The 23,268-nt window shown below is 40.2% G+C and carries 24 protein-coding genes and 2 tRNA genes; 6 read left to right on the top strand and 20 right to left on the bottom strand.

What is annotated here, in order from left to right:
• The 4 genes from fliD to AC1HJP_RS09025 form a co-directional block, all read right to left on the bottom strand.
• Positions 1-1,419: a flagellar filament capping protein FliD gene (gene fliD, locus AC1HJP_RS09010; RefSeq protein ID WP_480361522.1), complete on the bottom strand. Its 1,419-nt coding sequence runs from the start codon at positions 1,417-1,419 to the stop codon at positions 1-3.
• A gap of 25 nt (positions 1,420-1,444) precedes the next feature.
• The gene (locus AC1HJP_RS09015; RefSeq protein ID WP_480361523.1) at positions 1,445-1,855 is read right to left on the bottom strand and encodes a flagellar protein FlaG; all 411 of its coding nucleotides are present in this window, start codon (positions 1,853-1,855) and stop codon (positions 1,445-1,447) included.
• Between the two features lie 104 nt (positions 1,856-1,959).
• The gene (locus AC1HJP_RS09020; RefSeq protein ID WP_480361524.1) at positions 1,960-3,408 is read right to left on the bottom strand and encodes a flagellin; all 1,449 of its coding nucleotides are present in this window, start codon (positions 3,406-3,408) and stop codon (positions 1,960-1,962) included.
• A gap of 379 nt (positions 3,409-3,787) precedes the next feature.
• Complete coding sequence (locus AC1HJP_RS09025; RefSeq protein WP_480361525.1) at positions 3,788-5,239, bottom strand: flagellin; 1,452 nt, start codon at positions 5,237-5,239, stop codon at positions 3,788-3,790.
• Positions 5,240-5,698: 459 nt separating this feature from the next.
• Between AC1HJP_RS09025 and AC1HJP_RS09030 the strand changes: the two genes are divergently transcribed.
• On the top strand, positions 5,699-5,884 hold the full coding sequence (locus AC1HJP_RS09030) for a hypothetical protein (RefSeq protein WP_480361526.1): 186 nt from the start codon (positions 5,699-5,701) through the stop codon (positions 5,882-5,884).
• Here AC1HJP_RS09030 and flgL read toward each other — a convergent pair.
• The 13 genes from flgL to AC1HJP_RS09095 form a co-directional block, all read right to left on the bottom strand.
• On the bottom strand, positions 5,881-7,131 hold the full coding sequence (gene flgL, locus AC1HJP_RS09035) for a flagellar hook-associated protein FlgL (RefSeq protein WP_480361527.1): 1,251 nt from the start codon (positions 7,129-7,131) through the stop codon (positions 5,881-5,883). The two genes, AC1HJP_RS09030 and flgL, sit on opposite strands and share 4 nt — an antisense overlap.
• Positions 7,132-7,136: 5 nt before the next feature.
• Positions 7,137-9,158 carry a FlgK family flagellar hook-associated protein gene (locus tag AC1HJP_RS09040; RefSeq protein WP_480361528.1) on the bottom strand — a complete coding sequence of 674 codons (2,022 nt, stop codon included), beginning with the start codon at positions 9,156-9,158 and terminating at the stop codon, positions 7,137-7,139.
• 1 nt (position 9,159) lies between these two features.
• On the bottom strand, positions 9,160-10,140 hold the full coding sequence (flgJ, locus tag AC1HJP_RS09045) for a flagellar assembly peptidoglycan hydrolase FlgJ (RefSeq protein ID WP_480361542.1): 981 nt from the start codon (positions 10,138-10,140) through the stop codon (positions 9,160-9,162).
• A gap of 103 nt (positions 10,141-10,243) precedes the next feature.
• Entirely contained in the window at positions 10,244-11,338 is a 1,095-nt protein-coding gene (locus tag AC1HJP_RS09050; RefSeq protein WP_480361543.1) for a flagellar basal body P-ring protein FlgI, read from the bottom strand.
• Positions 11,339-11,347: 9 nt separating this feature from the next.
• Positions 11,348-12,031 carry a flagellar basal body L-ring protein FlgH gene (gene flgH, locus AC1HJP_RS09055; protein WP_138483440.1) on the bottom strand — a complete coding sequence of 228 codons (684 nt, stop codon included), beginning with the start codon at positions 12,029-12,031 and terminating at the stop codon, positions 11,348-11,350.
• Between the two features lie 14 nt (positions 12,032-12,045).
• Positions 12,046-12,834 (bottom strand): flagellar basal-body rod protein FlgG, encoded by a 789-nt coding sequence (gene flgG / locus AC1HJP_RS09060; protein WP_138483442.1) that lies wholly within the window; start codon positions 12,832-12,834, stop codon positions 12,046-12,048.
• 17 nt (positions 12,835-12,851) lie between these two features.
• Positions 12,852-13,616, bottom strand: coding sequence for a flagellar basal body rod protein FlgF (locus AC1HJP_RS09065; protein WP_480361529.1), 765 nt, complete (start codon positions 13,614-13,616; stop codon positions 12,852-12,854).
• Positions 13,617-13,738: 122 nt separating this feature from the next.
• The gene (gene flgE / locus AC1HJP_RS09070) at positions 13,739-15,082 is read right to left on the bottom strand and encodes a flagellar hook protein FlgE (protein WP_480361530.1); all 1,344 of its coding nucleotides are present in this window, start codon (positions 15,080-15,082) and stop codon (positions 13,739-13,741) included.
• A gap of 42 nt (positions 15,083-15,124) precedes the next feature.
• Complete coding sequence (locus AC1HJP_RS09075) at positions 15,125-15,808, bottom strand: flagellar hook assembly protein FlgD (RefSeq protein WP_138483448.1); 684 nt, start codon at positions 15,806-15,808, stop codon at positions 15,125-15,127.
• A gap of 14 nt (positions 15,809-15,822) precedes the next feature.
• Positions 15,823-16,257, bottom strand: coding sequence for a flagellar basal body rod protein FlgC (gene flgC / locus AC1HJP_RS09080; protein ID WP_058029153.1), 435 nt, complete (start codon positions 16,255-16,257; stop codon positions 15,823-15,825).
• Between the two features lie 2 nt (positions 16,258-16,259).
• Positions 16,260-16,670 carry a flagellar basal body rod protein FlgB gene (flgB, locus tag AC1HJP_RS09085; protein WP_480361531.1) on the bottom strand — a complete coding sequence of 137 codons (411 nt, stop codon included), beginning with the start codon at positions 16,668-16,670 and terminating at the stop codon, positions 16,260-16,262.
• 165 nt (positions 16,671-16,835) lie between these two features.
• On the bottom strand, positions 16,836-17,669 hold the full coding sequence (locus AC1HJP_RS09090) for a CheR family methyltransferase (protein WP_138483452.1): 834 nt from the start codon (positions 17,667-17,669) through the stop codon (positions 16,836-16,838).
• Positions 17,670-17,686: 17 nt separating this feature from the next.
• Positions 17,687-18,619, bottom strand: coding sequence for a chemotaxis protein CheV (locus tag AC1HJP_RS09095; RefSeq protein ID WP_138483454.1), 933 nt, complete (start codon positions 18,617-18,619; stop codon positions 17,687-17,689).
• A gap of 140 nt (positions 18,620-18,759) precedes the next feature.
• On the opposite strand from AC1HJP_RS09095, the gene flgA reads away from it, so the two are divergent.
• The 3 genes from flgA (at position 18,760) to flgN (ending at position 20,278) form a co-directional block, all read left to right on the top strand.
• Entirely contained in the window at positions 18,760-19,467 is a 708-nt protein-coding gene (gene flgA, locus AC1HJP_RS09100; protein WP_480361532.1) for a flagellar basal body P-ring formation chaperone FlgA, read from the top strand.
• A 66-nt stretch (positions 19,468-19,533) separates the two neighbouring features.
• Positions 19,534-19,857 (top strand): flagellar biosynthesis anti-sigma factor FlgM, encoded by a 324-nt coding sequence (gene flgM / locus AC1HJP_RS09105; RefSeq protein ID WP_480361533.1) that lies wholly within the window; start codon positions 19,534-19,536, stop codon positions 19,855-19,857.
• Positions 19,850-20,278: a flagellar export chaperone FlgN gene (flgN, locus tag AC1HJP_RS09110; RefSeq protein WP_480361534.1), complete on the top strand. Its 429-nt coding sequence runs from the start codon at positions 19,850-19,852 to the stop codon at positions 20,276-20,278. Before flgM ends, flgN begins: the two co-directional genes overlap by 8 nt.
• A gap of 31 nt (positions 20,279-20,309) precedes the next feature.
• Here flgN and AC1HJP_RS09115 read toward each other — a convergent pair whose 3' ends face one another.
• Entirely contained in the window at positions 20,310-20,777 is a 468-nt protein-coding gene (locus tag AC1HJP_RS09115; protein WP_480361535.1) for an LPP20 family lipoprotein, read from the bottom strand.
• 107 nt (positions 20,778-20,884) lie between these two features.
• On the opposite strand from AC1HJP_RS09115, the gene AC1HJP_RS09120 reads away from it, so the two are divergent.
• Both AC1HJP_RS09120 and AC1HJP_RS09125 read left to right on the top strand, forming a co-directional pair.
• The gene (locus AC1HJP_RS09120) at positions 20,885-22,075 is read left to right on the top strand and encodes a flagellar assembly protein T N-terminal domain-containing protein (RefSeq protein ID WP_480361536.1); all 1,191 of its coding nucleotides are present in this window, start codon (positions 20,885-20,887) and stop codon (positions 22,073-22,075) included.
• 131 nt (positions 22,076-22,206) lie between these two features.
• A complete protein-coding gene (locus tag AC1HJP_RS09125; protein WP_480361537.1) occupies positions 22,207-22,932 on the top strand; it encodes a glutathione peroxidase in 726 nt (241 codons plus the stop codon).
• Positions 22,933-23,063: 131 nt separating this feature from the next.
• Here AC1HJP_RS09125 and AC1HJP_RS09130 read toward each other — a convergent pair.
• A tRNA-Asp gene (locus AC1HJP_RS09130) sits at positions 23,064-23,140 on the bottom strand.
• A 51-nt stretch (positions 23,141-23,191) separates the two neighbouring features.
• Positions 23,192-23,268 (bottom strand) — tRNA-Asp (locus AC1HJP_RS09135).

The raw sequence follows: 23,268 nt of genomic DNA on the forward strand, positions 1-23,268 counted from the left end.
TTATTTTGAGTTTTTAACTACACCAGGAAGGTTAGATAATTGTTGTTGTAAGTAAGCGCCGGTTGAATTTAATCCAGATACAAGTAAATCCATTGAATTATATTGATCTAGTAAACGTGTTTCATAGGCTTTCATTTTTAAATTAAAACTTTCAACCTCTTTCTCAAGTCTATCTAACTGAGACTCTCGACCATCAATACGAGTCTGCATAATACCTTCACTCTTCGTATAGACTTCTGTAACGCTTGTAAGGTTTGCTACAAAACCATCGTCACCATTTTCACCAAGAAAGAAAGTCTGAATAGCATCAGGGTCAGCGTCTATAGCTTCTTGAAGTTGTTCTTTATCGAGACTTAATTTTCCATCTCTTTCGGTTCTAACACCTAAATTGGCAAGAAACTCTGTATCACCATTACCTGTACTAAACTCTCTAGTAACTAGGTTTCTAAGTTGACTTACAGTCCCTCTTAAAAGTGAGTCGCCAGCCATTGCTCCTGTGCCATCTTCACCAGAGCGACCTAATTGCGCAGCTAAATCAATATAAGCATTAAACTTATCGATGAAGGAATTGATTCCCGCCTCTACATTTTTATTATTTTCTGTAACTTTAAGTTCGCTTAGGTCATCATCGGTACCGTGCTTTTTCTTCACGTTGATAGTAATTCCATCTATGACATCTTTAAACTCATTGGTATTACTCTCAACAACGACAGTACCGTCAATGGTTATCGAAGCATTGGTTGCGGCTGTCGTTTCAGTCATGTTAGTTGCGAAAGTCGATGAAGCAGCATCAGAATCGAAAGCTAATTTCGACAAGCCAGTGGTGTCAGTACCATTACCATCAACATCATCAACTACAACTTTTATCTCATTGTCTGCACCTGATGATTTACTTGATAGCACCAAACGCTGGCCTGCATCATCAGTTACTATTGTTGCATTTATGGAAGTATTATCTTCTGAGTCGTTTATAGCGTCTCTCACTTCTTCAAGAGTAGCAGTATCTGAAACATTTATTTCGAATGAGTTTTCACCCGACGACAACGTGAGCTTACCTTCACCAACAGGTGAATCGGCAACAAAACCGTCTGATAATATTTTATGATTTTGAGCAAGCTCATTAACTTTAACTGAATAGGTATTTAACTGAGCTGTTTTCTCAGAAGAAACAGACACAAAATCATCAGAACCACTTATACTTCTTTTCTGATATTCATCAATATCACCAAGTCCTTCTAGAGACTTCGCAATATCTTCTAAAGCGCCTTTCATCGAGCCCACAGCTGAAATGTCGGTTGTATACTGTGCTTGTTGCCTAGTGACTCGAGCCTGATAAGGCGCTTTTTCAGCATTAACTAGTGCATTAACGATTTCGTTAACTTGTAAACCAGAACCTATACCTGTAAATGAGATTGCCATATCGAGACTCCAACAACATAAAAGCTTATACTTTATAATCGACCAACGTGCCGGTAGCTTTAGCTAATTTTGACACTATATCGAGCACTTCTTCAGAAGGGTATTGCTTGACTAAATCGCCACTACTTTTATCTATTACTTTAATGACATCTCGACCAGAGTCTTCATGCACACTAAATTCTAGACCTTTATTCATTTCGCTCACAAAATCCTGCAATTGTTGAGCCACCTTTTTCAATTCCTCAGCTGAAAGTTTATCTTTTTTACTTTTGGTTGAGTCTATATTGCTAACTATAGTCGAATTCAATTCAATGGCACTATCTTTCTCATTACTCTCATCGATAACAAGAGGTTTATCTTTTACTCCAACAGCTTGAGCCGAAGTAGTATTACCAGACAATGATTGAGCATTTTGCGAAATACCTTGAGATTCCATTTCTTCACCTCGTCATGATTATTGGAAAATAATTTACTTTCTAAAAAAGCAAAAAGGAAGGGTTCCCCCTTCCTTATTAAACATCCTGGTAAACTAAATTTTTACTATCCTAGTAGACTTAGTGCCGCCTGTGGTAACTGATTTGACTGAGCTAAAATAGATGTACCTGCCTGCTGCATTATCTGATTCTTAGTCAGTTTAGCTGTTTCAGAAGCATAATCAGTGTCTTGGATACGGCTTCTTGCAGCTGATACATTTTCTTCAACGTTTGCAAGGTTACTGATTGTATTGCCAAAGCGATTTTGAACCGCACCTAAATCCGCACGTTGTGCATCAATTTGAGCAAGTGCTGCATCAATAGTTTTAAGCGCATTTTGGGCACCGTCAGAAGTTGACCCTGAAATGTCAATCGACTCTACCGTTGTTAAAGCACTCGTACCACCAGTTGAAGCAATTGCAGCTGAACCTGTTCCGAACAATTCATTTGCTGTAGCACCTGAAATACCAATTTTATCAGCAGAAGATAAGTTCAGCTCTGAAGATACACTTAAAGAACCCGATGTTGTACCAACAGCTTGACCGCCAATTGTGAACGCACTTGCGTCATCAGCACCAGTTGTATCAATACCATCCACATCTGTTGCTTTGAAAGATATAGAGTTTGCTGAACTGTCATAAACAGCATCATAGCCATCTTCTTGCATGTCTTTAGCAAGACGCTCCATATCTCCACCGTAGGTAGATAAGTCATAACTATCAACAGCAGTACCGCCTTTCTTAACCTCAATTGTTGAAGTACTGGCAGCTGTAATACCTGCAATAGTTGTATCAAGTTTAGCCTCAGCAACAACACCATTACCAACAGCGTTAATGTTATCAGCAATTGTTGCTGCGCCATCACCAGCAGTTACAGAAACATTTGAACCGTTAATATTCAATGTATCTGCAGTAGTAGTGTGATTATCAGCAAGTGCAATAGTTTCAACATCACCAAGATTGGTAGTAGAGTTAGCTGTTGAACCTGGACCTGATATTTCGTTAGCTCCAATTGCGTCAGCTGACATATCTCGAAGACTTACATTAATCGTTTCGTTAGCATTAGAACCAATTTGGAATTGTTTTGTGCCAAAAGTACCATCAAGAAGGCTAGTACCACCAAACTTTGTCGTTTCTGCGATACGTGTTAACTCTTGCTGCAATGCACTTACTTCTTTCTGTAGTGCAGCTCTATCATCTGCACTGTTAGAGCCGTTAGCTGATTGCAGTGATAAGTCACGCATACGCTGTAAAATATTTGATGATTCCTGCATAGCACCTTCAGCTGTCTGTGCCATTGAAATACCATCATTAGCATTTCGTTGCGCAACGTTTAGACCGTTTACCTGAGAGGTAAGACGGTTAGCAATCTGAAGACCTGCTGCATCATCTTTTGCACTATTGATACGCATACCAGAAGATAAGCGTTGCATTGAAGTTTGAAGTGACTCACTTGAGCCAGATAAGTTTCTTTGTGCATTCAAAGAGGTTGTGTTGGTATTTACTGTTAAAGCCATGATAATACTCCTGATTACATTTCGTAATGGAAAGTTAGTTACTTAACCAGGAGCTAAAGCGCGGTTGCTGTGCAATTTTGCTTAATTAAGCTCCTTACTGATTAACTTAACGGCAGGGTTTCAAACTTCTTTAGGAAAAAATTAAATTTTTTTACGCTTTTCTGTAAATAATTAATTTTCCTTGTTTTTGCCTTAAGCTCTAACATCTTTATCGGCTCTAAAACGCAAATTATTACCTTATTTTAGCTAATTTAATAAGTTTTTTAATCATTAAAAGTTCGTTCAAAATAGTAATAACAACTTATTAAGGTTGGATGTTTAGAGTTGAAAAATAAAAAAGCCACCGAGATGGTGGCTTAATGGAGATGGTAAAGCTTGGTTAACCACCCAATAGACTGATTGCCGCTTGAGGAAGCTGATTGGCTTGTGACAAGATAGATGTACCTGCTTGCTGCATAATCTGATTTCGTGTCAACTGCGCAGTTTCCATTGCGTAATCTGTATCCTGAATACGGCTTCTTGAGGCAGATACATTTTCGGCAACATTAGCTAAGTTAGCGATCGTATGCCCAAAACGGTTTTGTACCGCACCCAAATCCGCACGTTGCTCATCAATTTGTGCAAGCGCTGCATCTATTGCTTTAATTGCAGCTTGCGCACCAACCGAATTTGCTCCTGAAATATCAATTGATTCAACACTTGTTAACTCACTAGAACCACCCGTCGACAGTATCGCAGCAGAACCAGTACCAAACAACTCATTAGCAGTGTTTCCTGAAACGCCGATTTTATCTGCAGAAGAAAGATTTAGTTCAGCAGATAGGCTCAGTGAACCACTAGTTGTTCCAACTGCTTGACCTGCAATAGTGAAACCACTTGAATCATCCGCCCCTGTCGTATCAATACCATCCACATCTGTGGCTTTAAATGCAATTGAACCTGTATCGCTATCATAGACCGCATCATAACCATCTTGCTGCATATCTTTAGCAAGGCGTTCCATATCACCACCATACGTGGACAAGTCGTAATCATCGACAACAGCACCACCTTTTTTAATTTCGATAGTAGAAGTACTTGCAGCAGTAATACCAGCAATAGTAGTATCGATTTTAGCTTCAGCTACTACACCATTACCTGTAGCATTTATTGAGTCTGCAATTGTAGCCGCACCATCTCCAGCACTAACAGAAACATTTGAACCATTTATGTTTAATGTATCTGCAGTAGTGGTGTGGTTATCAGCTAGAGCAATGGTTTCAACATCACCCAAAGCAGTCGTGCTATTGGCAGCCCCTCCCGGCCCTTTAATCTCATGCGCACCAATAGCATCAGCAGCCATATTACCAAGACTTACATTGATTGTTTCGTTCGCATTTGCGCCCACTTGGAATTGCTTAGTACCAAATGAACCATCAAGCAGACTGGTACCACCGAACTTTGTTGTTTCTGCAATACGTGTAAGCTCTTGCTGCAATGCGCTCACTTCTTTTTGTAGTGCTGCGCGATCGTCAGAACTGTTAGAACCATTTGCTGCTTGTAACGATAAATCACGCATACGCTGTAAGATGTTTGCCGATTCTTGCATCGCACCTTCAGCCGTTTGCGCCATCGAAATACCATCATTCGCATTTCGCTGTGCTACACTTAAACCGTTAATTTGTGATGTAAGTCTGTTGGCAATCTGTAGACCTGCAGCATCATCTTTAGCGCTGTTAATGCGCAAACCTGATGACAATCTCTGCATTGACGTCTCTAGTGCCATACTAGACTTCGATAAATTACGTTGGCCGTTTAAAGAGGCAACGTTCGTATTTACACTTAAAGCCATAATACCATCTCCTAAGTATTTCGTAGGTTGTGGTTCAGGACATCACATGGCTGAAACCACTGAATTTTTATTTACACGTTCTGTAAAAGCAAATACCGTTCCAATAAAAAAACAAAATAAAACAAAATATAAAACCCATATATTTCAACTGCTTAAATTAAACCTTTGAAGTTTTAATTTTCATAAAAGGCTTAAAAAATAGCCGTGACAAAAAATTGCCGCCCGTCATTGCCGCCTCTTGTTCTAATTTCTATTGATATATGGGAGAGATTAGGTGAAGTTTATTTTGTGGCCTTTACGCTATAAAAATAGTGAAGATCGATTACATGACTTATTCATGGTTGAACAAATAAAGGGAAAAGCTTCTATATACAATTTAAAACTAAACCTGTTAAGTATTTACTTTTTTATGCGAAAAGCTGTTTTTTATTAAGCACTCTAGAAAGATAGAAATATAAAGTGGCTAATTTTGTTATCTTATTAATTAGCATTGGGGCCTGGTTACCTTTAGGTATTATAAGTTACAAAGCTTACAGTAAACTCTTTTTTGACAGCAATCTCACACTCCGTTTTTTAAGCGCCAAAAAAATGCCAGCAGATTTATCTGCTGGCATTTTTAAAACCTATCGTATGTTTGATGATTAAATATAGTCGAGTAAGCTCATATTCGCTAAACGGCCAAATGTCGCATGAGATGCTTGTAGAGCCGTTTCATGTTTAGTTAAGTCGCTTATCGCCTCCGCAATATCAACTTCAACTAAATCTGAACGGCTAGCTTTATTATTGATGTCTAATGATTCGTTAGAATCCATCACACGTTCAAGTGCGTTTAAACGTCCGCCTAATCGTGATTGGGTAAAAGATATCTGCTCACTCGAGTTTTTCACCTGCACGAGTGCGTCCGCAAGGTACTGGCGGTATTGATCGTTGTCGAGTGTTTCATCTTCTAGGCCAATAATAAGTTGATCTATGGTATTTAGAATGTTTTCTTTACCCAATGGCTCTAGCTCAAAGTCAAATTGACCAGTCTGATCTTCAGGGATATCTATTTTTAGACCATTAAATTGGATGGTTTCACCATCTAAATCACCTGTAACAGGTGGCACCAATGGCACACCATTTCGCATGATTTCATATGTACTTGAGGTAATGTTAGATACAGGTGGTGTTATGACAACATTATATGTATTAGCACCAACCGGCGCTGAGGGACTACGATCAAAGTTTTCCTTATGGAATAAATCAAATTCATCTTGATTCTCGACATATACTGTGCCAGTTGCAGTGCTAGTTGCCGCACCATTGTACGACACTACATCTAGACGCGCATTCACATTCTCAAACACTTCAAAGCCGTTGTCACTTGAGCCAATCCTTACATTTTCAGCTAGTGGTATCGAGTGTAGGCCCTGATCGCCTTGATACTCATACTTTTCTGTATCAGGGTTGTATAAATATGTTTGTGTTTGATCTTGATAGCCAGAGAAAATATAACGACCATCTTCTGACTGAGCGTTCATCAGATTTAGCATTGATTTTTGAATTTCTTTCAGCTCAGATGCAATACTTTGCCTATCGATTTCATTGTGCGCGCCATTACCCGCCTGGATAGTTAGCATTTCAACCCTGAACAATGTGTCATTAATATTATTCAAAACACTTTCTTCAGTTGTTAGACGGGCATTAAGCAAAATTGCATTCTTTTGGTGTTGCTCATTCATCTGAATACGGTCAGTTAGTAACTGCGCCGTTGTAAATGCAGATGGATCTTCAGAAGCACCTAAAAATTTTTTTTGTGTGTTCACTCTTTGCTGAGCGTCCATCACCATTTGCTGTTTATCGAGTACATTGCCGATATTTTGTTTGTAGATTAAATTATTCGATAATCTCATAACGTCTACCTCGCAGCATTCAGTAATGTATCAAATACATTTCTTGCCGCTGATATAACCTGTGCTGCCGCTGAATATGATTGTTGAAAACGAAGCAAGTTCGATGCCTCTTCGTCCAAGTTCACGCCTGAAAGTGACTCATACCAGGACTCTGATTGTTGCGATAGCGCTTCAAAGGCCACCAAATTAGTTCTCGCTTGGTTTGTTTTCACACCAATATCAGTGACTAATTCTGTATAAGATGCATTCACTGTTTTATGGTTCTCATCAAGCGCTGAGGCAACAACATTTTCTCTTACAATACCTTTATTCTTGATATCGAGTAGCGCCATGCCATTTCTATTGTCGTCAAAACCACCCGTATTAAATTCGACGGTAAAGCTATCACCTGTTTGTGGCACCCCTTCGATATTAAAATCGAATCCATAAGTTGCAAATACCGGATCCACCAGCGCTGCTTGCGCTAAAATATTTTCTCTTGGCGCAGGCGCAGTAAATGTTACGGCTGTACCCGTTCTTGTGTCAGTTATCTCATATTCATCGGCATTCGCCGTTTTAACGATAGAGATAGGTCCATTTGCCAAACTAGGCGGAGGACCTGCGTTAAAACCTGCTGCACTGGTGTCTGTTACTACACCCGCACTCAAGTTAGCGGTACTTTGGTTACCTAAATCTCGCTCCATACGAATTGGAGAAGCCAAAGCAAGATCTTCTGAACGACCTGTTGTTAGAGTCATAGTTGTAGCAATATCAGCATTAAATTTAATTTCAAACTGATCTTGGTTTGCAGGCACTCCGGTTAAATCAAGTTGCAGCCCAAAAGCCTCACCAGAGGTTATCGTTGAAGAGTCAATTCTTCCTGCAGTCACGTTTGCTGTGGAAGGCGTACCAACGACTTTGCCATAGTTATCGATTGCAGCAATCTCTACAGTTGTTGCACTTGTAAAAGTCACTCTAAAATCTGTCGCAGGTAAAGACATTCCTTGCCCCGGCTCAAGTGTGGCAGTTAAACTTGCTGTTCCAGTATTAGCTTGATAGCCCATCGCATCAACGCTAGGAATGGTAAAAATGTCGCCGCCAAAATTACCATTTAAATCCATACCTAATCTATTTTGCTGATTCATTGCATCAGCTAAAGAAACTGTCATCTGCCCTAACTTGTTTTGTGCTGGAATTAAGATCTCATCTCGGAATGCAAGTAAACCACCTATCTTTCCTTTCAAGGTCGTTGATTCCATCTGCATAGGCACAGCATTAGCACCTCTAACATCTAACTCTAATTTTTTGTACTGTAAATCTGGATCACCATTGGTCACAAAGACACTAAATGCGCCATTTTCCATGACAAGTGCTTCACCCGTGCCTGCAAAAACCAGCTTTTCACCGTTTTTGCCATCTAACACTTGAATATCCATCAATTCAGCTAGGTCTTTAATTGCTTTATCTCGTTCATTAAAGACCGCATTTGCCGCTGATTTGTCATCTACTGCATTCATAGATGAGATATCTTTATTCAAAGAGGAGATTTTCTCTATATACGTGTTTGCATCCTCGGCGAAAATATCTAGCTGTTCATTCACAATATTCTTTTGGTCTAAAACTATGTCAGACAAGCGTGCTGCTTGGTCTAAGTAACTCTGTGCATCAGTAAAAAATAATGAACGCGTTACCGACGATGATGGCTGATTGATACTTTCTTGAAGATTGTTATATAGCGAGTTAATACTGTTGGCTAAACTATTCGACTCTTCAGCAAATAGTAAATCGACTCGCTGAGCCTCGTTAACGAACTGCTCATAAAATGTGGTATTTGAGATATCTCGATTTAATTGTCTTTGCGCGAATTCATTCAGTAACCTAACGGTTTCACCACGACCTATTTGGCCATTGCGTAACGTCACGTGCTCTGTGCGCTCTCTAACATAGCCTTCGGTATTTAGGTTTGCAATATTTTTACTGGTTGTTTGCAACAACTCAGTACTTGCTCTAATACCGGAAGAGCCAATATTCATCAAATCAAAAGACATGTTAGTTAACTCCTTGACGTACTAGCGACGTTAACATCTGTTTAAATTCTCCTCGCTGTAAGACATTTTTTATTTTTTCTGCGTAGTTCGGATCTGTGGCGTAGCCAGCTTGTTGAAGTTCATCTAAATACTGCTCAGGCTTATCTGTGTTGTTCAATGCTTGGCTATAACGCGGATTGCTTTGAAGAAAGTCGACATAATCATTTATGCTATCTTTTATTGATTCATAAGCTCTAAAGCTGGCGTGCTTTTGCACTGGCAAGCCTTGTTCGAACTCTAATGTCATTTTTTTGGCATGCTCACCCTGCCAAGATCTATCTGCCTTGATGTTGAATAAATTAAAGCTACTGCCACCATCTTGTTTAGCGATAACATGCTTACCCCAGCCTGTTTCAAGTGCAGCTTGCGCAATCATTACTGCTGGGTTCAAACCAATCTTCTGTGCTGCTGTTTTAGCGTGCTCCCACATTTCACTAATAAATGACTCTGGAGAGTCAAAGCGAGGTTGTTCATCGGCTTTTTCTGATTTAGCAACCTCTGTCGCTATTTCAGGCTGACGACGAATAAACTCTGGGAGTTGCTCAGATGTTGGCTTTTGCATAGGAAGCTGCGCATCATTACGAAGTACGGATGACGGTTTATAGCCATCAACATTAGGTGAAAGCTGTTTAACAATGAGATCGGCTAAACCAAGGCTACCTTTTTTTGATAACTCTAAAGAAAGCTGTTGATCATGCATCTCTTGAAAGAACTTCACACCACTTGAATTAAATGGGCTGTTTTTATCTTCCATTGCTTCATTGGCTTTACGCATACTTTTCATCAGCATTTGCGTAAAAATAGATTCAAACTGTTCTGCTGCTTTTTTTAGTGCTTCATTCGATGCTTGTTGATCGCCACCGCTTTTCAACGCATCTTGTCTAAGTGCATTAAGATCACCTAAATCAAAGAAGTTTTGTTTTTCTAACGGATTGGTATTCATGCTCATCAATTACACTAAATTAGTCATACTCTAACAAAGCAATAATCGAGCCAAAAAAAAGCCCCGCAAATGCGAGGCTAACTATTTGATTATAAATGAAACACTAAATGACGACTAATTGACCATTAATAGCACCAGCCTCTTTTAACGCTTCAAGGATCGCCATTAAATCCCCTGGAGCAGCGCCAACTTCATTTATCGCTCTAACTAAATCATCAAGGCTTACACCCGGATTAAATACAAAGGCTCTTGAGTCGTCTTGATTCACATCGACGATGCTTTGACGGGTAACAACCGTCTCGCCATTTGCTAAAGGTTGTGGCTGAGACACCATTTGCTCTTCAGAAATCGTCACTGTTAGACCTCCGTGGGTAATCGCAGCTGGCTGTAGTTTGACATTTTTACCAATCACAATCGTGCCTGTACGTGAATTTACAATAATTTTGGCTGAGGTGTCTGCCGGTTTAAACTCTAAATTCTCAAGTGTTGATAAATAAGCAACGCGCTGTGAAGGGTCTCGTGGTGCTATTACACGAACAGACGCAGCATCCATTGGTTTTGCACTATTAGGTCCGACCAAATCATTAATGGTGTCAGCCAAACGTTTAGCTGTTGTAAAGTCAGGACGGTTAAGATTGAAAGTAATAAAATCACCTTGTGTAAAAGGGCTTGCAACGGCTCGTTCAACTGTCGCGCCGTTTGGAACTCGGCCAACTGTAGGAGTATTGATAACGACTCTACTTCCGTCTAACCCTTCTGCGCCTAAACCACCCACAATTAAACTGCCTTGCGCAATAGCATACACATTACCATCAACCCCTTTTAGGAATGTTTGCAGTAACGTGCCTCCTCTCAGGCTACCTGCGCTACCTATTGAAGAGACTGTAATGTCAATATTCTGGCCTGGTTTTACAAAAGGTGGTAACTCAGCATGCACGGCCACTGCCGCCACATTTTTAATTTTTGGCTTTAAGTTAGCAGGTAATGTGATACCAAAACCACTTAACATGGCCTTAAAGCTTTGCTCTGTAAAACGAGATTGCTCCCCTGTACCAGGTAAACCCACTACTAGGCCGTAACCCACTAACTGGTTAGAACGAACACCTTCGACCATGCTGACATCTTTAATTCGTTCAGCTTGCGCTGCTTGGCTTATTACTAATAATAAAGCCACTGTCATTATTTTGAACATTTTCATCATGGTTCCTTAAAATGGCATCAGGGTGCTTAAGAAGAATTTAGCTAACCAACCTGCGCTCTGCGCTTCTTGGCCATCACCTTTACCTGAATATTGAATACGCGCATTGGCAATACGATTCGACTCTACTGTATTGTCTGACTTAACATCCGCAGCACGAATAATACCCTCTATTCGCATAAACTCTTCACCCGTGTTAAGTGTTAACCACTTTTCACCACGAACAACTAAGTTGCCATTCGGCAGTACGCGCATCACATTCACCGAGATATTACCAAATAGACTATTCGATTGGTTTGCTTGGCTGTCTCCTGAGAAAGAGTTACTGGAGTTCATGCCAAACTGGAGGCTTTGACTACCAATATTAATATTATCACCGCCAAGCCCAACAACAGGGTCAAGCGATGCGGAGGTCGCTTTACCAGTTGTGGTATTTGCCGCTTTTGTCGCAGATGTTGTCTCGCGAAGTACCACTGTCAAAATATCGCCAACACGGAGTGCCTTTTTATCTCCATATAAATCATTTGATAAGTTTGGGTTAAAAAGGGAGCCTGTTGCGACAATTTGCTCAGCTTGTTGCTCTGGATAAATAGGCGCATAGTAAGGATCGTCTTTAACGACGTTTTTATTTTGTGTAGACACACACCCAGTTAAAAACAATGAGCCTAAAATGATAAAACTTACAATACGCATAGTAGCCTCCAGAACTATAATTGCTGGTTAATGTAACTCAGCATCTCATCAACTTTTGAGATAACTTTTGAGTTCATTTCATAAACACGCTGAGTTTCGATAAGATTTACTAACTCTTCGGTCACGTTAACGTTTGAAGTTTCAAGCGCACCTTGCACAATAGAACCTAAACCATCAACACTTGGGTTGCCCTGAACAGGCGCACCACTCACTGCGGTTTCTGTATAAAGGTTTTGACCTATAGGCTCTAAACCAGATGGGTTAATAAAGTCACTGATCACTAACTGCCCAATAACGACATTTTCTGCTTGCCCAGCTATCGTTACTGACACTTCACCGTCTTGTGAGATGCTAATTGACTTTGCATCGTCTGGCACATTCATTTCTGGCTGAACAGGAAAACCCGCGCCTGAAGTCACAACACGACCATTTTCGTCTGTAGTGAATTGACCATTTCGAGAATAAGCAACCGTGCCGTCTGGCATTTGAATCTCAAAAAATCCAGGACCTTGGATCATCCAATCCAGTGAATTTTCGGTGCTTTGCATATTACCTTGTGAGAAGTTCTTTTGGTTCGCAACAACCTTTGAACCAGCACCTAACATCAAACCTGACGGTAGCTCGGTATCTTGTGAAGAGCGACCACCTGGCTGATTGATGTTTTGATAAAGCAGATCTTCGAAAATCGCGCGGCTTTTTTTGTAGCCAACGGTACTGGCGTTGGCGAGGTTATTCGAGATAACCGAAATATCAGTTTGCTGGGCATCTAAGCCTGTTTTACTGATCCATAATGCTGGGTTCATAACTTATACCTCACTCATTAAACAATACGCAGAAGCTGAACGTGTTTCTCGTCCATTTCTTCTGCCGATTTCATTAATTTCATTTGCATTTCGAATTGACGTTGATGGTTGATCATATCGGTCATTTCATGCACTGGATTGACATTAGACATCTCTAACATGCCACTCATAACTCGAGCCGTTGGAGATATGTCACAAAAACCACAAAAGCCATCTTCTAACGCATCTTCTCTTGGACGAAACAGGCCATCATTGCCCTTTTGCAATTTACTGTTATCAGCCTCAATAATTTTCAATCTATCAACTACTTCTAAAAAGTTAGCCGGAGCTCCTTGAGGACGAACTTGAATTGAGCCATCGTCACTAAATACCACCTTATCAACAGGCACAGGTAAAATAATTGGGCCACCTTCGCCAATTACTTGACGGCCGTGACTCGTTCTTAACGCCCCATCAGTAGAGATGTTTAAAGTACCGACTTTTGTGTACGCTTCTTCTCCAGAACCATCTAACACACTGATCCAAGATTTTTGGTCTACAGCTATGTCTAAATCTCGACCTGTTTCAACAACTGCACCCATAGTCATATTGGTGCCTGGGCGTTCTTGCATCGCAAACACCCGCGTTGGTAAACCTTCACCAAACGCTTGCATAGAACGCGCTTGAGCAAAGTCAGCTTTAAAGCCTGTGGTATTGGCATTGGCTAGGTTATTCGCTTTTAATGCCACACCACGCAAACTTTGTTTGGCGCCTGACATTGCGATATACAGCATTTTATCCATTACATTGGCCTAAAAATTAATCTTAAACCTAATAAAGCAATAAAAGTGCCAATCTAATTTTGACGTATAAAAAAGAAAAGAAAGGCCGCTGTTGCGGCCTTTGTGAAAGAGGGTTTAAGTAATTATCGGATCTGTAGAATGTTCTGCTGTAACGTCGAGTTAACTTCTAAGGCACGAGAGTTAGCCTGGAAGTTACGTTGAGCACTAATCAAGTCTACTAACTCATTTGTCAGGTTAACGTTCGATTGCTCTAAGGCAGATGAGTTAATTGTACCCAATGTACCTGAACCTGGTTCACCTGCGATTGGCTCACCTGAAGTTAAGCTCTTCTTCCAAGCTGTGCCACCAACCTGAGATAAACCTTGAGAATTCGAGAATCGAACCATGGCAACTTGACCAAGGAAAGACGTGTCACCATTGGAGTATGACGCAACAACCTTACCGTCAGTCCCAATATCGATACCTGCTAATCGACCTACAGTTGCCCCATCTTGTTCTAACGCTTTCACCTCAAAGCGGCTCGCATACTGGGTTGGTAATTTATTAGCTGTATTTGCTTCGTCACTCCAGTTAACTGTAATGTTATTTGGGAACTGAGCACCGTTAGTTAAACGATCTGACAAACCATCTGTCGCAGTCGACTGAATATTAATATCTGGGAAAGTCGTCTCTGGCGCTGTTACATCTGGCAGACCTGCCGCTGTAAATTGCAATGTATCGATTGGTGTATGCGCACCCGTTGCGGTTTCCTCACCATTGATATCAATAGGGATCTCATCCATGGTTGCAAACACATTCCAAGAGTTATCTGCTGTGGCAGGATCTTGTTTTACAAAGAAGAACTGGATCACATGTGGCTCACCTAACGAATCATAAATTGTCGTCGATGTTGATGAGTTGTAGCTTGTACTATCACCTGGATCAAAAGTGGTTGTCGACGGTACACCAGCTCTAGAATCTAAGTTCATTGAACTGTATACATTAGATGTATGACGCGGAGAACCTGATGCGTCAGGAATTTGAATAGGTGAGGCAGTGCTCAAACTTAGTGACGTTGTATTACCTGTACCAGGGTCAACAGGAAAACCTTGAAGGTAATTACCTGAGGCATCTGTTACAAAATTGTCTTTATTAAGTTTAAATGCACCTGCACGTGTGTAGGTATAATCTTGCGAAGCGATATCTTCACTCATTGCGAAGTAACCTTCACCCGTGATCGCTAAATCTAGCGAGTTTTGAGTAAACTTAAGCGAACCTTGGTGAAACTGCTGAGCTACCATGGTGGTTTGTGCACCGTCACCATTTTTTGTTTTACCTGAGCTAAATACAGATGATGCGTATACATCAGCAAATTCTGCTCGAGACTCTTTAAAACCTGTCGTGTTAACGTTAGCAATGTTGTTTGCTGTGACATCTAAGTCTTTTTGTGCCGCAGCCAATCCTGTTAATGCAATATTGAAACTCATGTTTTCACCTCTTTCACTTAAATTTACTTAAGTACTTAAAATCTATGCTATCTCTGCGACGTCTGATAATTTCACTGCGCCAGAGCTCGTATTAACTATGATGCCGTTAGCACCGTTTACGTTAACACTGTCTATATTCTTAAATGTGGCCATGGGTAAACTGGTATATTCACCATTCAAACTACCCTCAGCCTTAATTTTGTAATTACCTGCTGGCATAGTTTCTCCGTCACCGTTTTTACCATCCCATTCAAAGCGGATTGCACCAGCTTTTTGTGCCCCCATATCCATTTGACGAACCAGTTGACCTTTATCATCAAATATACTGACCGTTAATTTCTCTACAGGATTTTGAGCTATAATAGAGCCTTTAGCTAATTGGTCATCACCAAAGTCTATTGAATCCGATTCTAATAGCGCTTTTTTGCCGACTAGCGTAGACGCCTGTAATGCCGAGTTAGAGGTCATTGAGGCTGACAACAAATCAAACTTTTCATTTAAACCGGAAATACCTTCGGCCATCGTAAAATTCGTCATCTGCGAAATCATTTGGTCATTGTCAGCAGGTTTACTCGGATCTTGATAAGACAATTGTTGAGTAAGTAACGAAAAGAAATCCTCTTGCGTCAATGCGTCGTTTTTCTTATCGCTCTGCGTTGTTTTATTTTGCTCAGACCAACGTAACGAATCCATATATGAAGATGCGGCATTAATATCGTTACTCATCGGCTATACTCCCACTAGCGCTGACCAAGTAATAAAGTTTTGCTGAGCATTTGCTTGGCTGCATCAGCGACTTGGACATTGGTTTGGTACGAACGTGAAGCAGAGATCATGTTTGCCATTTCTTCTACTACATTCACATTTGGTTTATAGATGTACCCGTCTTTATCAGCACTAGGGTGATTAGGGTTGTACTCAACCTGTAATGGCTTATCACTCTCTACGATGCCTAGCACTTTCACTCCTACCGACGCATTTAGCTGGCTTGGATCATGTGCCTCAGACGCTTTGGTCAGTTCAGCTGCAAATACAGGGTGTCGCGCTCGATAAACTTTATCTTGGCTAGAACTGATACTATTGGCATTTGAAATATTACTCGCAGTGGTATTCAATCGAATATTTTGAGCACTCATTCCTGAGCCTGCTATATCAAAAACATTATATAAGCTCATAATTATGCTCCTTGACTACCAAGGGCTTTCTTTAACCCTTTAAACTTGCCAGATAAAAATTGCAAACTTGCCTGATACTCTAATGCGTTTTGTACATACAAGTTTCGTTCCACTTGTATATCAACTGAGTTACCATCACCTGTATCTGCTTGATTTGGATTACGAAATAGCTCAACACTACTATTTAACTGACTGCCACCATGTAAATGTTTGCTGTCTGTTCTTTGCATCATGTTGCCACGTTGCTGAGACGACTTTGCCGCTTTCAATGCCTGAGCAAAGTCGATATCTTTTGCTTTGTATCCTGGTGTGTCTGCGTTCGCAATATTACTTGCTAACATCTCTGCACGTTGTGAACGTATCAACATCGTATGCTGATGAACCCCAAGTGCTTTATCAAAACTAATTGCCATGACACGACTCCAAAAAATTGACTCTACGAAGTAAAAGCAATAAATGGGCCAAAATAAAATCTTTATTTTTCAGTTGAATAAACGAAAGAAATGTAGGTGGAAAAGTTTAAGGTGACACTCTTAAGATATAAAAAAAGCGGCAAATAGGTTGCCGCTTAGTATTTATTATGTTTTTTTCCGGTAAATAATCCCCGGGTTACATCGGATCATTTCAAACTCATCACTGAGTCCCGCCATAGATTCAGATGCCCCTAAAAACAAATACCCTCTAGGATTCAAAGCTTGTGCGAACTGGGAAATAATCTTAGCTTTGACTTCTGGCGAGAAGTAAATCAGTACATTTCTGCAAAAGATAACGTCAAACTTCCCCATCAAAGAATATGAATCTAGCAAATTAAGGTGCCTAAAATTAACCATTCTCTTTATAGGGTCAACAACTCGTGCCATGCCGTTACCGCTGTCTTGAAAAAACTTCTGACGACGTTCAACTGACAACCCTCGTGCCAAAGCCAATGAGTCGTACTCTGCATTTTTACACATATCAAGCATGGTGTTTGATATGTCAGTACCAACAATCTGCACACCCATTTTCAGTGCACCTGGGTTTTGAGATTGATACTCCTGCGTCGCCATCGCAATAGAATATGGCTCCTGGCCTGAAGAGCTTGCCGCTGACCAGATTTTTAAGCCCCTGCGGGTATCTTTCAATTCTGGGTAAATTTTACTTTTTAACAACTCAAAAGGGTAAGTGTCTCTAAACCAAAGAGTTTCGTTTGTGGTCATGGCATCAACAACTGCAGCTCTTAGCTGACGTTCATGAGGACTCAGTGTTTTAGCGACAAGCGCAGAAAGAGAGTCCACACCAAAGCGAGCCATCAGCGGAGCTAAACGGCTTTTTACCAAATAAAGTTTGTTATCTCCAAGAACAATCCCGCACTGCTGCTCTAAGAAAGTTCTGAACTGGTCATATTCGCCTTGTTGAAGGTTTTTATTTTCCAAGATACTACCGCCGTTATCTAGTCACAATGAACCCATTTTTTAACCGCCGTTGCTAATTCATCAGGGTTAAACTTTGCAATAAAATCATCAGCGCCAACTTTTTCAATCATAGCCTGATTAAACACCCCACTTAATGAAGTGTGTAAAATTACATGCAAAGGGGCTAATTTAGGGTCTGCTTTTATTTCCGCTGTTAGCGTATAGCCATCCATTTCAGGCATTTCTACGTCTGAAATAAGTAAACCTACACGCTCAGTAATGTCATTTTGACAATCAACTTCAGCTATCTCTTTTAGCCTAATTAAAGCTTCTTTGCCATTTTTTGCTAACTCTGTTTGAACACCTAACGGCTCCAGCGCACGTTTCACCTGATTTCTTGCAACTGCAGAGTCATCTGCAATAAATACAATTCGCTCACCCAGGTCTTTTTGCATTTCACCATCAGACACTATTTCTTCGCTGACTTCAGTATTAACAGGGCATATTTCGTTAAGAATTTTTTCTACGTCTAGTATTTCAACTAATTCATTCTCAATTTCTGTCACAGCCGTTAAGTAAGAGTACCTGCCCGCACCATCTGGTGGCGGCATGATTTTCTCCCAGTTCATATTAACGATTCTTTCAACCGCACCAACTAAAAAGCCCTGAACAGAACGGTTATATTCAGCAATGATAATAAAGCAATCTTTAATGTTTTCGATGGGTGGACCACCCACTGCTAGAGACATGTCTATAACTGAGATAGTCTGACCACGAATATGTGCGACACCGCGAATGTAAGAATTTGACTTGGGCATACTGGTGAGAGGTGGACACTGAAGCACTTCTCTAACTTTAAATACATTGATGCCAAATCTTTGACGACCTCTCAGTCGAAAAAGTAGCAACTCTAGGCGGTTTTGCCCAACCAACTGAGTGCGCTGGTTTACAGAGTCTAAAACACCTGCCATTTCAATCTCCTACATATCGGTCATCTTGGCAATATCATACGCTTTTCAGGATACTAATCATAGAAGCACCTTGAAGGAATATGGTATTTCACGCAAAATCTTTATACCTTGTTTCTCCAGATAAGCATAGTCGAAACATCATGAGTTTGTTAAAAAAAACCAAATCATATGAGATTTTTTGTGCAATGGCTTGTTTTCTAGCCAGCTACATGTGCCAAGCAAAAATTTACTCAAATACCAACTTAGAAAAAGGAGCTGAAAGGTTCATCACTCGACAAATTGAGCTAAACCCTGATATCAAAACAACAATTAAAGCATTACCGCTAGATGCTCGATTATCAGAACGCGCTTGTGAGAATCCTTTGTTATACTCAACAAATGCTATCCCGCCTTTTAACAGACAAGTTACTGTAAAAGTGAAATGCGAAGACATATCAAGCTGGACTCAATTTGTGCATGTTAGAATTGAAGAGCTTCACCCTGTGATAGTGACGACCCAAGCAATTAATAAAGGGGAGTTAATTACCAAAGAATCTATCAGTATTGAGTACAAACCTAAGCATTTTGTTAGAGCTAGTAATTTAGACACTGAACAGTATCTGGTTGGTAGTAGAAGTAAACGAGTAATTAGAGCTGGTACAGCCATTGGGCTCCATCATATCTGTATGGTTTGCAAAGGCGACAATGTAACAATTTATGCTAAAACTCGAACTTTAACGATAAAAACAACAGGCGTAGCACTTCAAGATGGAAATGTTGGTGAACAAATAAGAGTTAGAAATCAAAAGTCTGGAAAAACTATCTCCGCACGGGTAAAAGATGTAGAATCTGTTGAGGTTAATATTTAATTTTTTACTAAAGTTATAAGCTAACAGGTCGATAGATAGGCATGAGTAATTTTTGGGTCAATTATCATGGTTAATAATGTAAAAGGGCAATCTCAGCCGAACAGTGTGCTTAATAATATTAAGCAACAAAAAACAGATTTACAAAAGTCTGACGCAAATGTGGCAGCTGAAACAGCTAAAGCCCCTCAAAAGGCTGCAACGGATTCTGTAAGTTTAACACCACAAGCACAACAGCTAAAAAGTTTGCAAGAAAAAGCGCAACAAGCGCCTTCTTTTGACAGCAAAAAAGTTGAGGAGCTAAAGAAAGCAATCAGTGAAGGTAAATACCAGGTTGATGCTGAAAAGTTAGCTAAGAATATTGCTGCGTTTGAGTTTGACGTGTATGGATGATCAAATAAACCTTTGTCATCATAAATTAGAAAACCAATTACAGCATCTTAACGCTTTGACCCAGCTTTTAGATGCTGAACTAGCATGCCTTGCTAGCAAAAAAGGCGATGGCTTAAAAGACATCGCACGTGAAAAACTTACTCTTCTTAATACCATTCAAAAGTTAGATAAAGAACTTTCGGGTTTTAACCAAGATATTTTTAAAACTGAGCAAATTAAACCTTTAATAGAATCTATAAATTCTTTATTAATTCAATGTAAAAAACAAAATGAGGTTAATGCACAGGCTGCACATCAGGCCCAGCTTGCAGTTAGAGAGCTTAAAAATATAATAATCGGCGCCCCCACTTCTGTTACCTATGGACAAGATGGTGGTGTGATAAGTGAGAACTCTGAGTTGGTTAAAAACTTAAAAGCCTAGTATTTGAAAAATTACTAATCACATTTTGTGGTTAGTAATAAATCACACGCTTTACTTTTCTTGGTTTGATAGCACTAATATAAAGCTCGTGTACTTTTTTCATGTCTAACTCTAATTCTGTTGCGTAAGTATCACCGACAGAATATGTCTTCACTATTTTAGCGCCTTTGATTAAACCGCCGACTTTACTCGATAAGCCATCCGTTTGCGCAATGGCCCCTTTTACAGTCATCGTTGATGTGAGCTTTTGACCATGTACTTGCTCGGCAAGCTCTCTGTATGCTTCCAGTTTAGACACTTTAATTGCCATCAGCATCTTTTGTACATCCGTTTCACCTGGTTGACTACTCAAAGGTGCGTACCCCACAGCTCGTAAAACAGGATAGTAATCCGGCTCTTCGTAGGTATACTCTATATGTTTATCAAATACTGAGCTACAACCTGAAAGTAGAATAGAACATGTTACCAATGATGAATAAAAAACGTTTTTCGCTTTCATAATAAACACACCAAATTAAAGTATGCTCATACAATGCATTTTTCACGCCAACAAAGCTGGTACATCTATTGCTTTTGACCTATTAAGCGAATCAGTTTGGAATCGAAATGATGAAACATATTCTAATAATTGCACTACTTGCGTTCTGCGCTCATGTAAAAGCGGAATGGTTTGAGGTAGTCGGTTATGGTGGCATAGTTGATGGTGACACCTCTTCAGCGAGACAAATGGCTGTCAAAGATGCCATAACCCAAGCTTTGATATTCTCAGGCGCTACAGTGTCTAGCGTTCAAACGGTTGCCGATGGTGTTCTCGAGCAAGACGAGTTAAAGATAAAAACCCATGGTCAGATACAACATGTGAACTTAATCAATGAGCAACAACAAGGCGAGCAATATTCTGTCACGCTACATCTAGATATTATTCCTCAGCAAGCGCAATGTATTGAATCAAAATTTAATAAACAGATTACTGTCACACAAAGCCAATTGACACACCCAGATCAAGCTAGGCTAGGTCAAATTTTTGACATACCCAAAGCCAGTTCACAGCGTTTATTTAATACTTTAGACGAGCGAAATTTAGGCGTGAAAATGATCCCATACATTGACCGAAAACTTGATGTCAGGGCTTTCTTTGCACAGCAGTTTGAGTATAACGCCAACTTAATTGACACGTTAAGTCGCAGTAGTAACAGTCAGTATGTGTTACTGAGTCAAATAACAGATATTTCCCAAGGCAGAAAAATGAACAACGATTATGCATTTTGGGAAAGTGAAGCTTATATGCGCAACTTTAAAATTGATTTTGCGCTATTTGATTCACAAACAAATGATCAAGTCTGGTCTCAGCATTACAGCGCTCAAGGTATTTGGCCACATAAAAAAACTAAGATTGTGAATGTAAATAGTGAGGAGTTTTGGCGAACCGATTATGGTCAAAAAATTCAAACTATCTTCAATAAGGTGAGTCAAGATTTGAACACCGCTGTAAGTTGTCTTAAGACAACAGGTAAAATATTAATGATCGACTCTGACAGAATGGTGATTAACTTAGGGCAAAGTCATGGACTTGAAGTGGGGCAAGTACTTTCAATCCTTCACAGAAGCAATTTGACTGCAGCAAATGGCATGCAGTTTTCACATCACATTAAAACCATTGAACAAGTTGTAGTTGAACAAGTGAATGCGCAAAGTGCTATCGCTAGAAACTTAAGTGACAGACCTTTGAGTAATATTCAGCTTAATGATGTCATTAAGGTGGTTGTTAAAGAGCCAGAGTCATTCACATTAAAATAAGTTCATATACTCACAATTCAGACAATAAAATAAAGGTAATCTAGTTTTTAGATTGCCCTTATTTGTTTTACTTACTTTAATCTAAATGTGCATTATAGATAATAAAGGCATTCACCTATGAGGAAAATAATATGCTAGAAAACCGTGAAGGAAAAACAATACCCTCTGTATCATTTCCTGTGAGAATTGGTAATGATTGGCACACCGTCACAACAGAGCAACTTTTTGAAGGCAAGACAGTAGTTGTATTCTCCTTGCCTGGCGCTTTTACTCCAACCTGTTCATCTACACACTTACCGCGTTATAACGAGCTAGCAAATGCATTTAAACAAAATGGTGTTGATGACATTATTTGTTTATCAGTAAACGATACCTTCGTTATGAACGCCTGGGCGAAAGATCAAGAAGCTGACAACATCACCCTACTCCCTGATGGTAATGGAGAGTTCACGGACGGTATGGGCATGCTTGTCGATAAAGCTGACTTAGGCTTTGGAAAACGAAGCTGGCGTTACTCTATGCTAGTTAAAGATGGTGTTATTGAAAAAATGTTCATTGAGCCTGATGTACCTGGCGACCCTTTCGAAGTGTCTGATGCTGATACTATGCTTGATTACATCAACCCTGATTGCCAAAAACCTCAGCCAGTGAGCTTGTTTACCAAACCTGGATGTGGCTATTGTGAGAAAGCTAAGGCACACCTGATCAGTAAAGGCGTTCAATTCGAAGAGATTGTATTGGGCCGTGACGCTAGCCTAACAAGTTTAAAAGCGATTTCAGGCCAAGACACAGTGCCGCAAGCATTTATCTCTGGAAAGTATATTGGTGACTCAGAAGCGATACTGTCGTATTTCTAATAACTGATACGAGCTACTGATAATACTCTATTGAGTGAATTGAAATTAACCTAAAGGTAACAGGGAAGTTATTTTTGCTTTAATTGAAATGTAGAAGCTCGAATTAACAGGAAGTAAAGAATCAATATAAGTGGCGGAGTGGACGGGACTCGAACCCGCGACCCCCGGCGTGACAGGCCGGTATTCTAACCAACTGAACTACCACTCCGCAGTGGTGGGTATTTATAGAGCCAGTTCTGGTTGACTCTTAGATATCTAATGGCGGAGTGGACGGGACTCGAACCCGCGACCCCCGGCGTGACAGGCCGGTATTCTAACCAACTGAACTACCACTCC

The sequence above is a fragment of the Pseudoalteromonas sp. NFXS53 genome, from assembly GCF_056629255.1.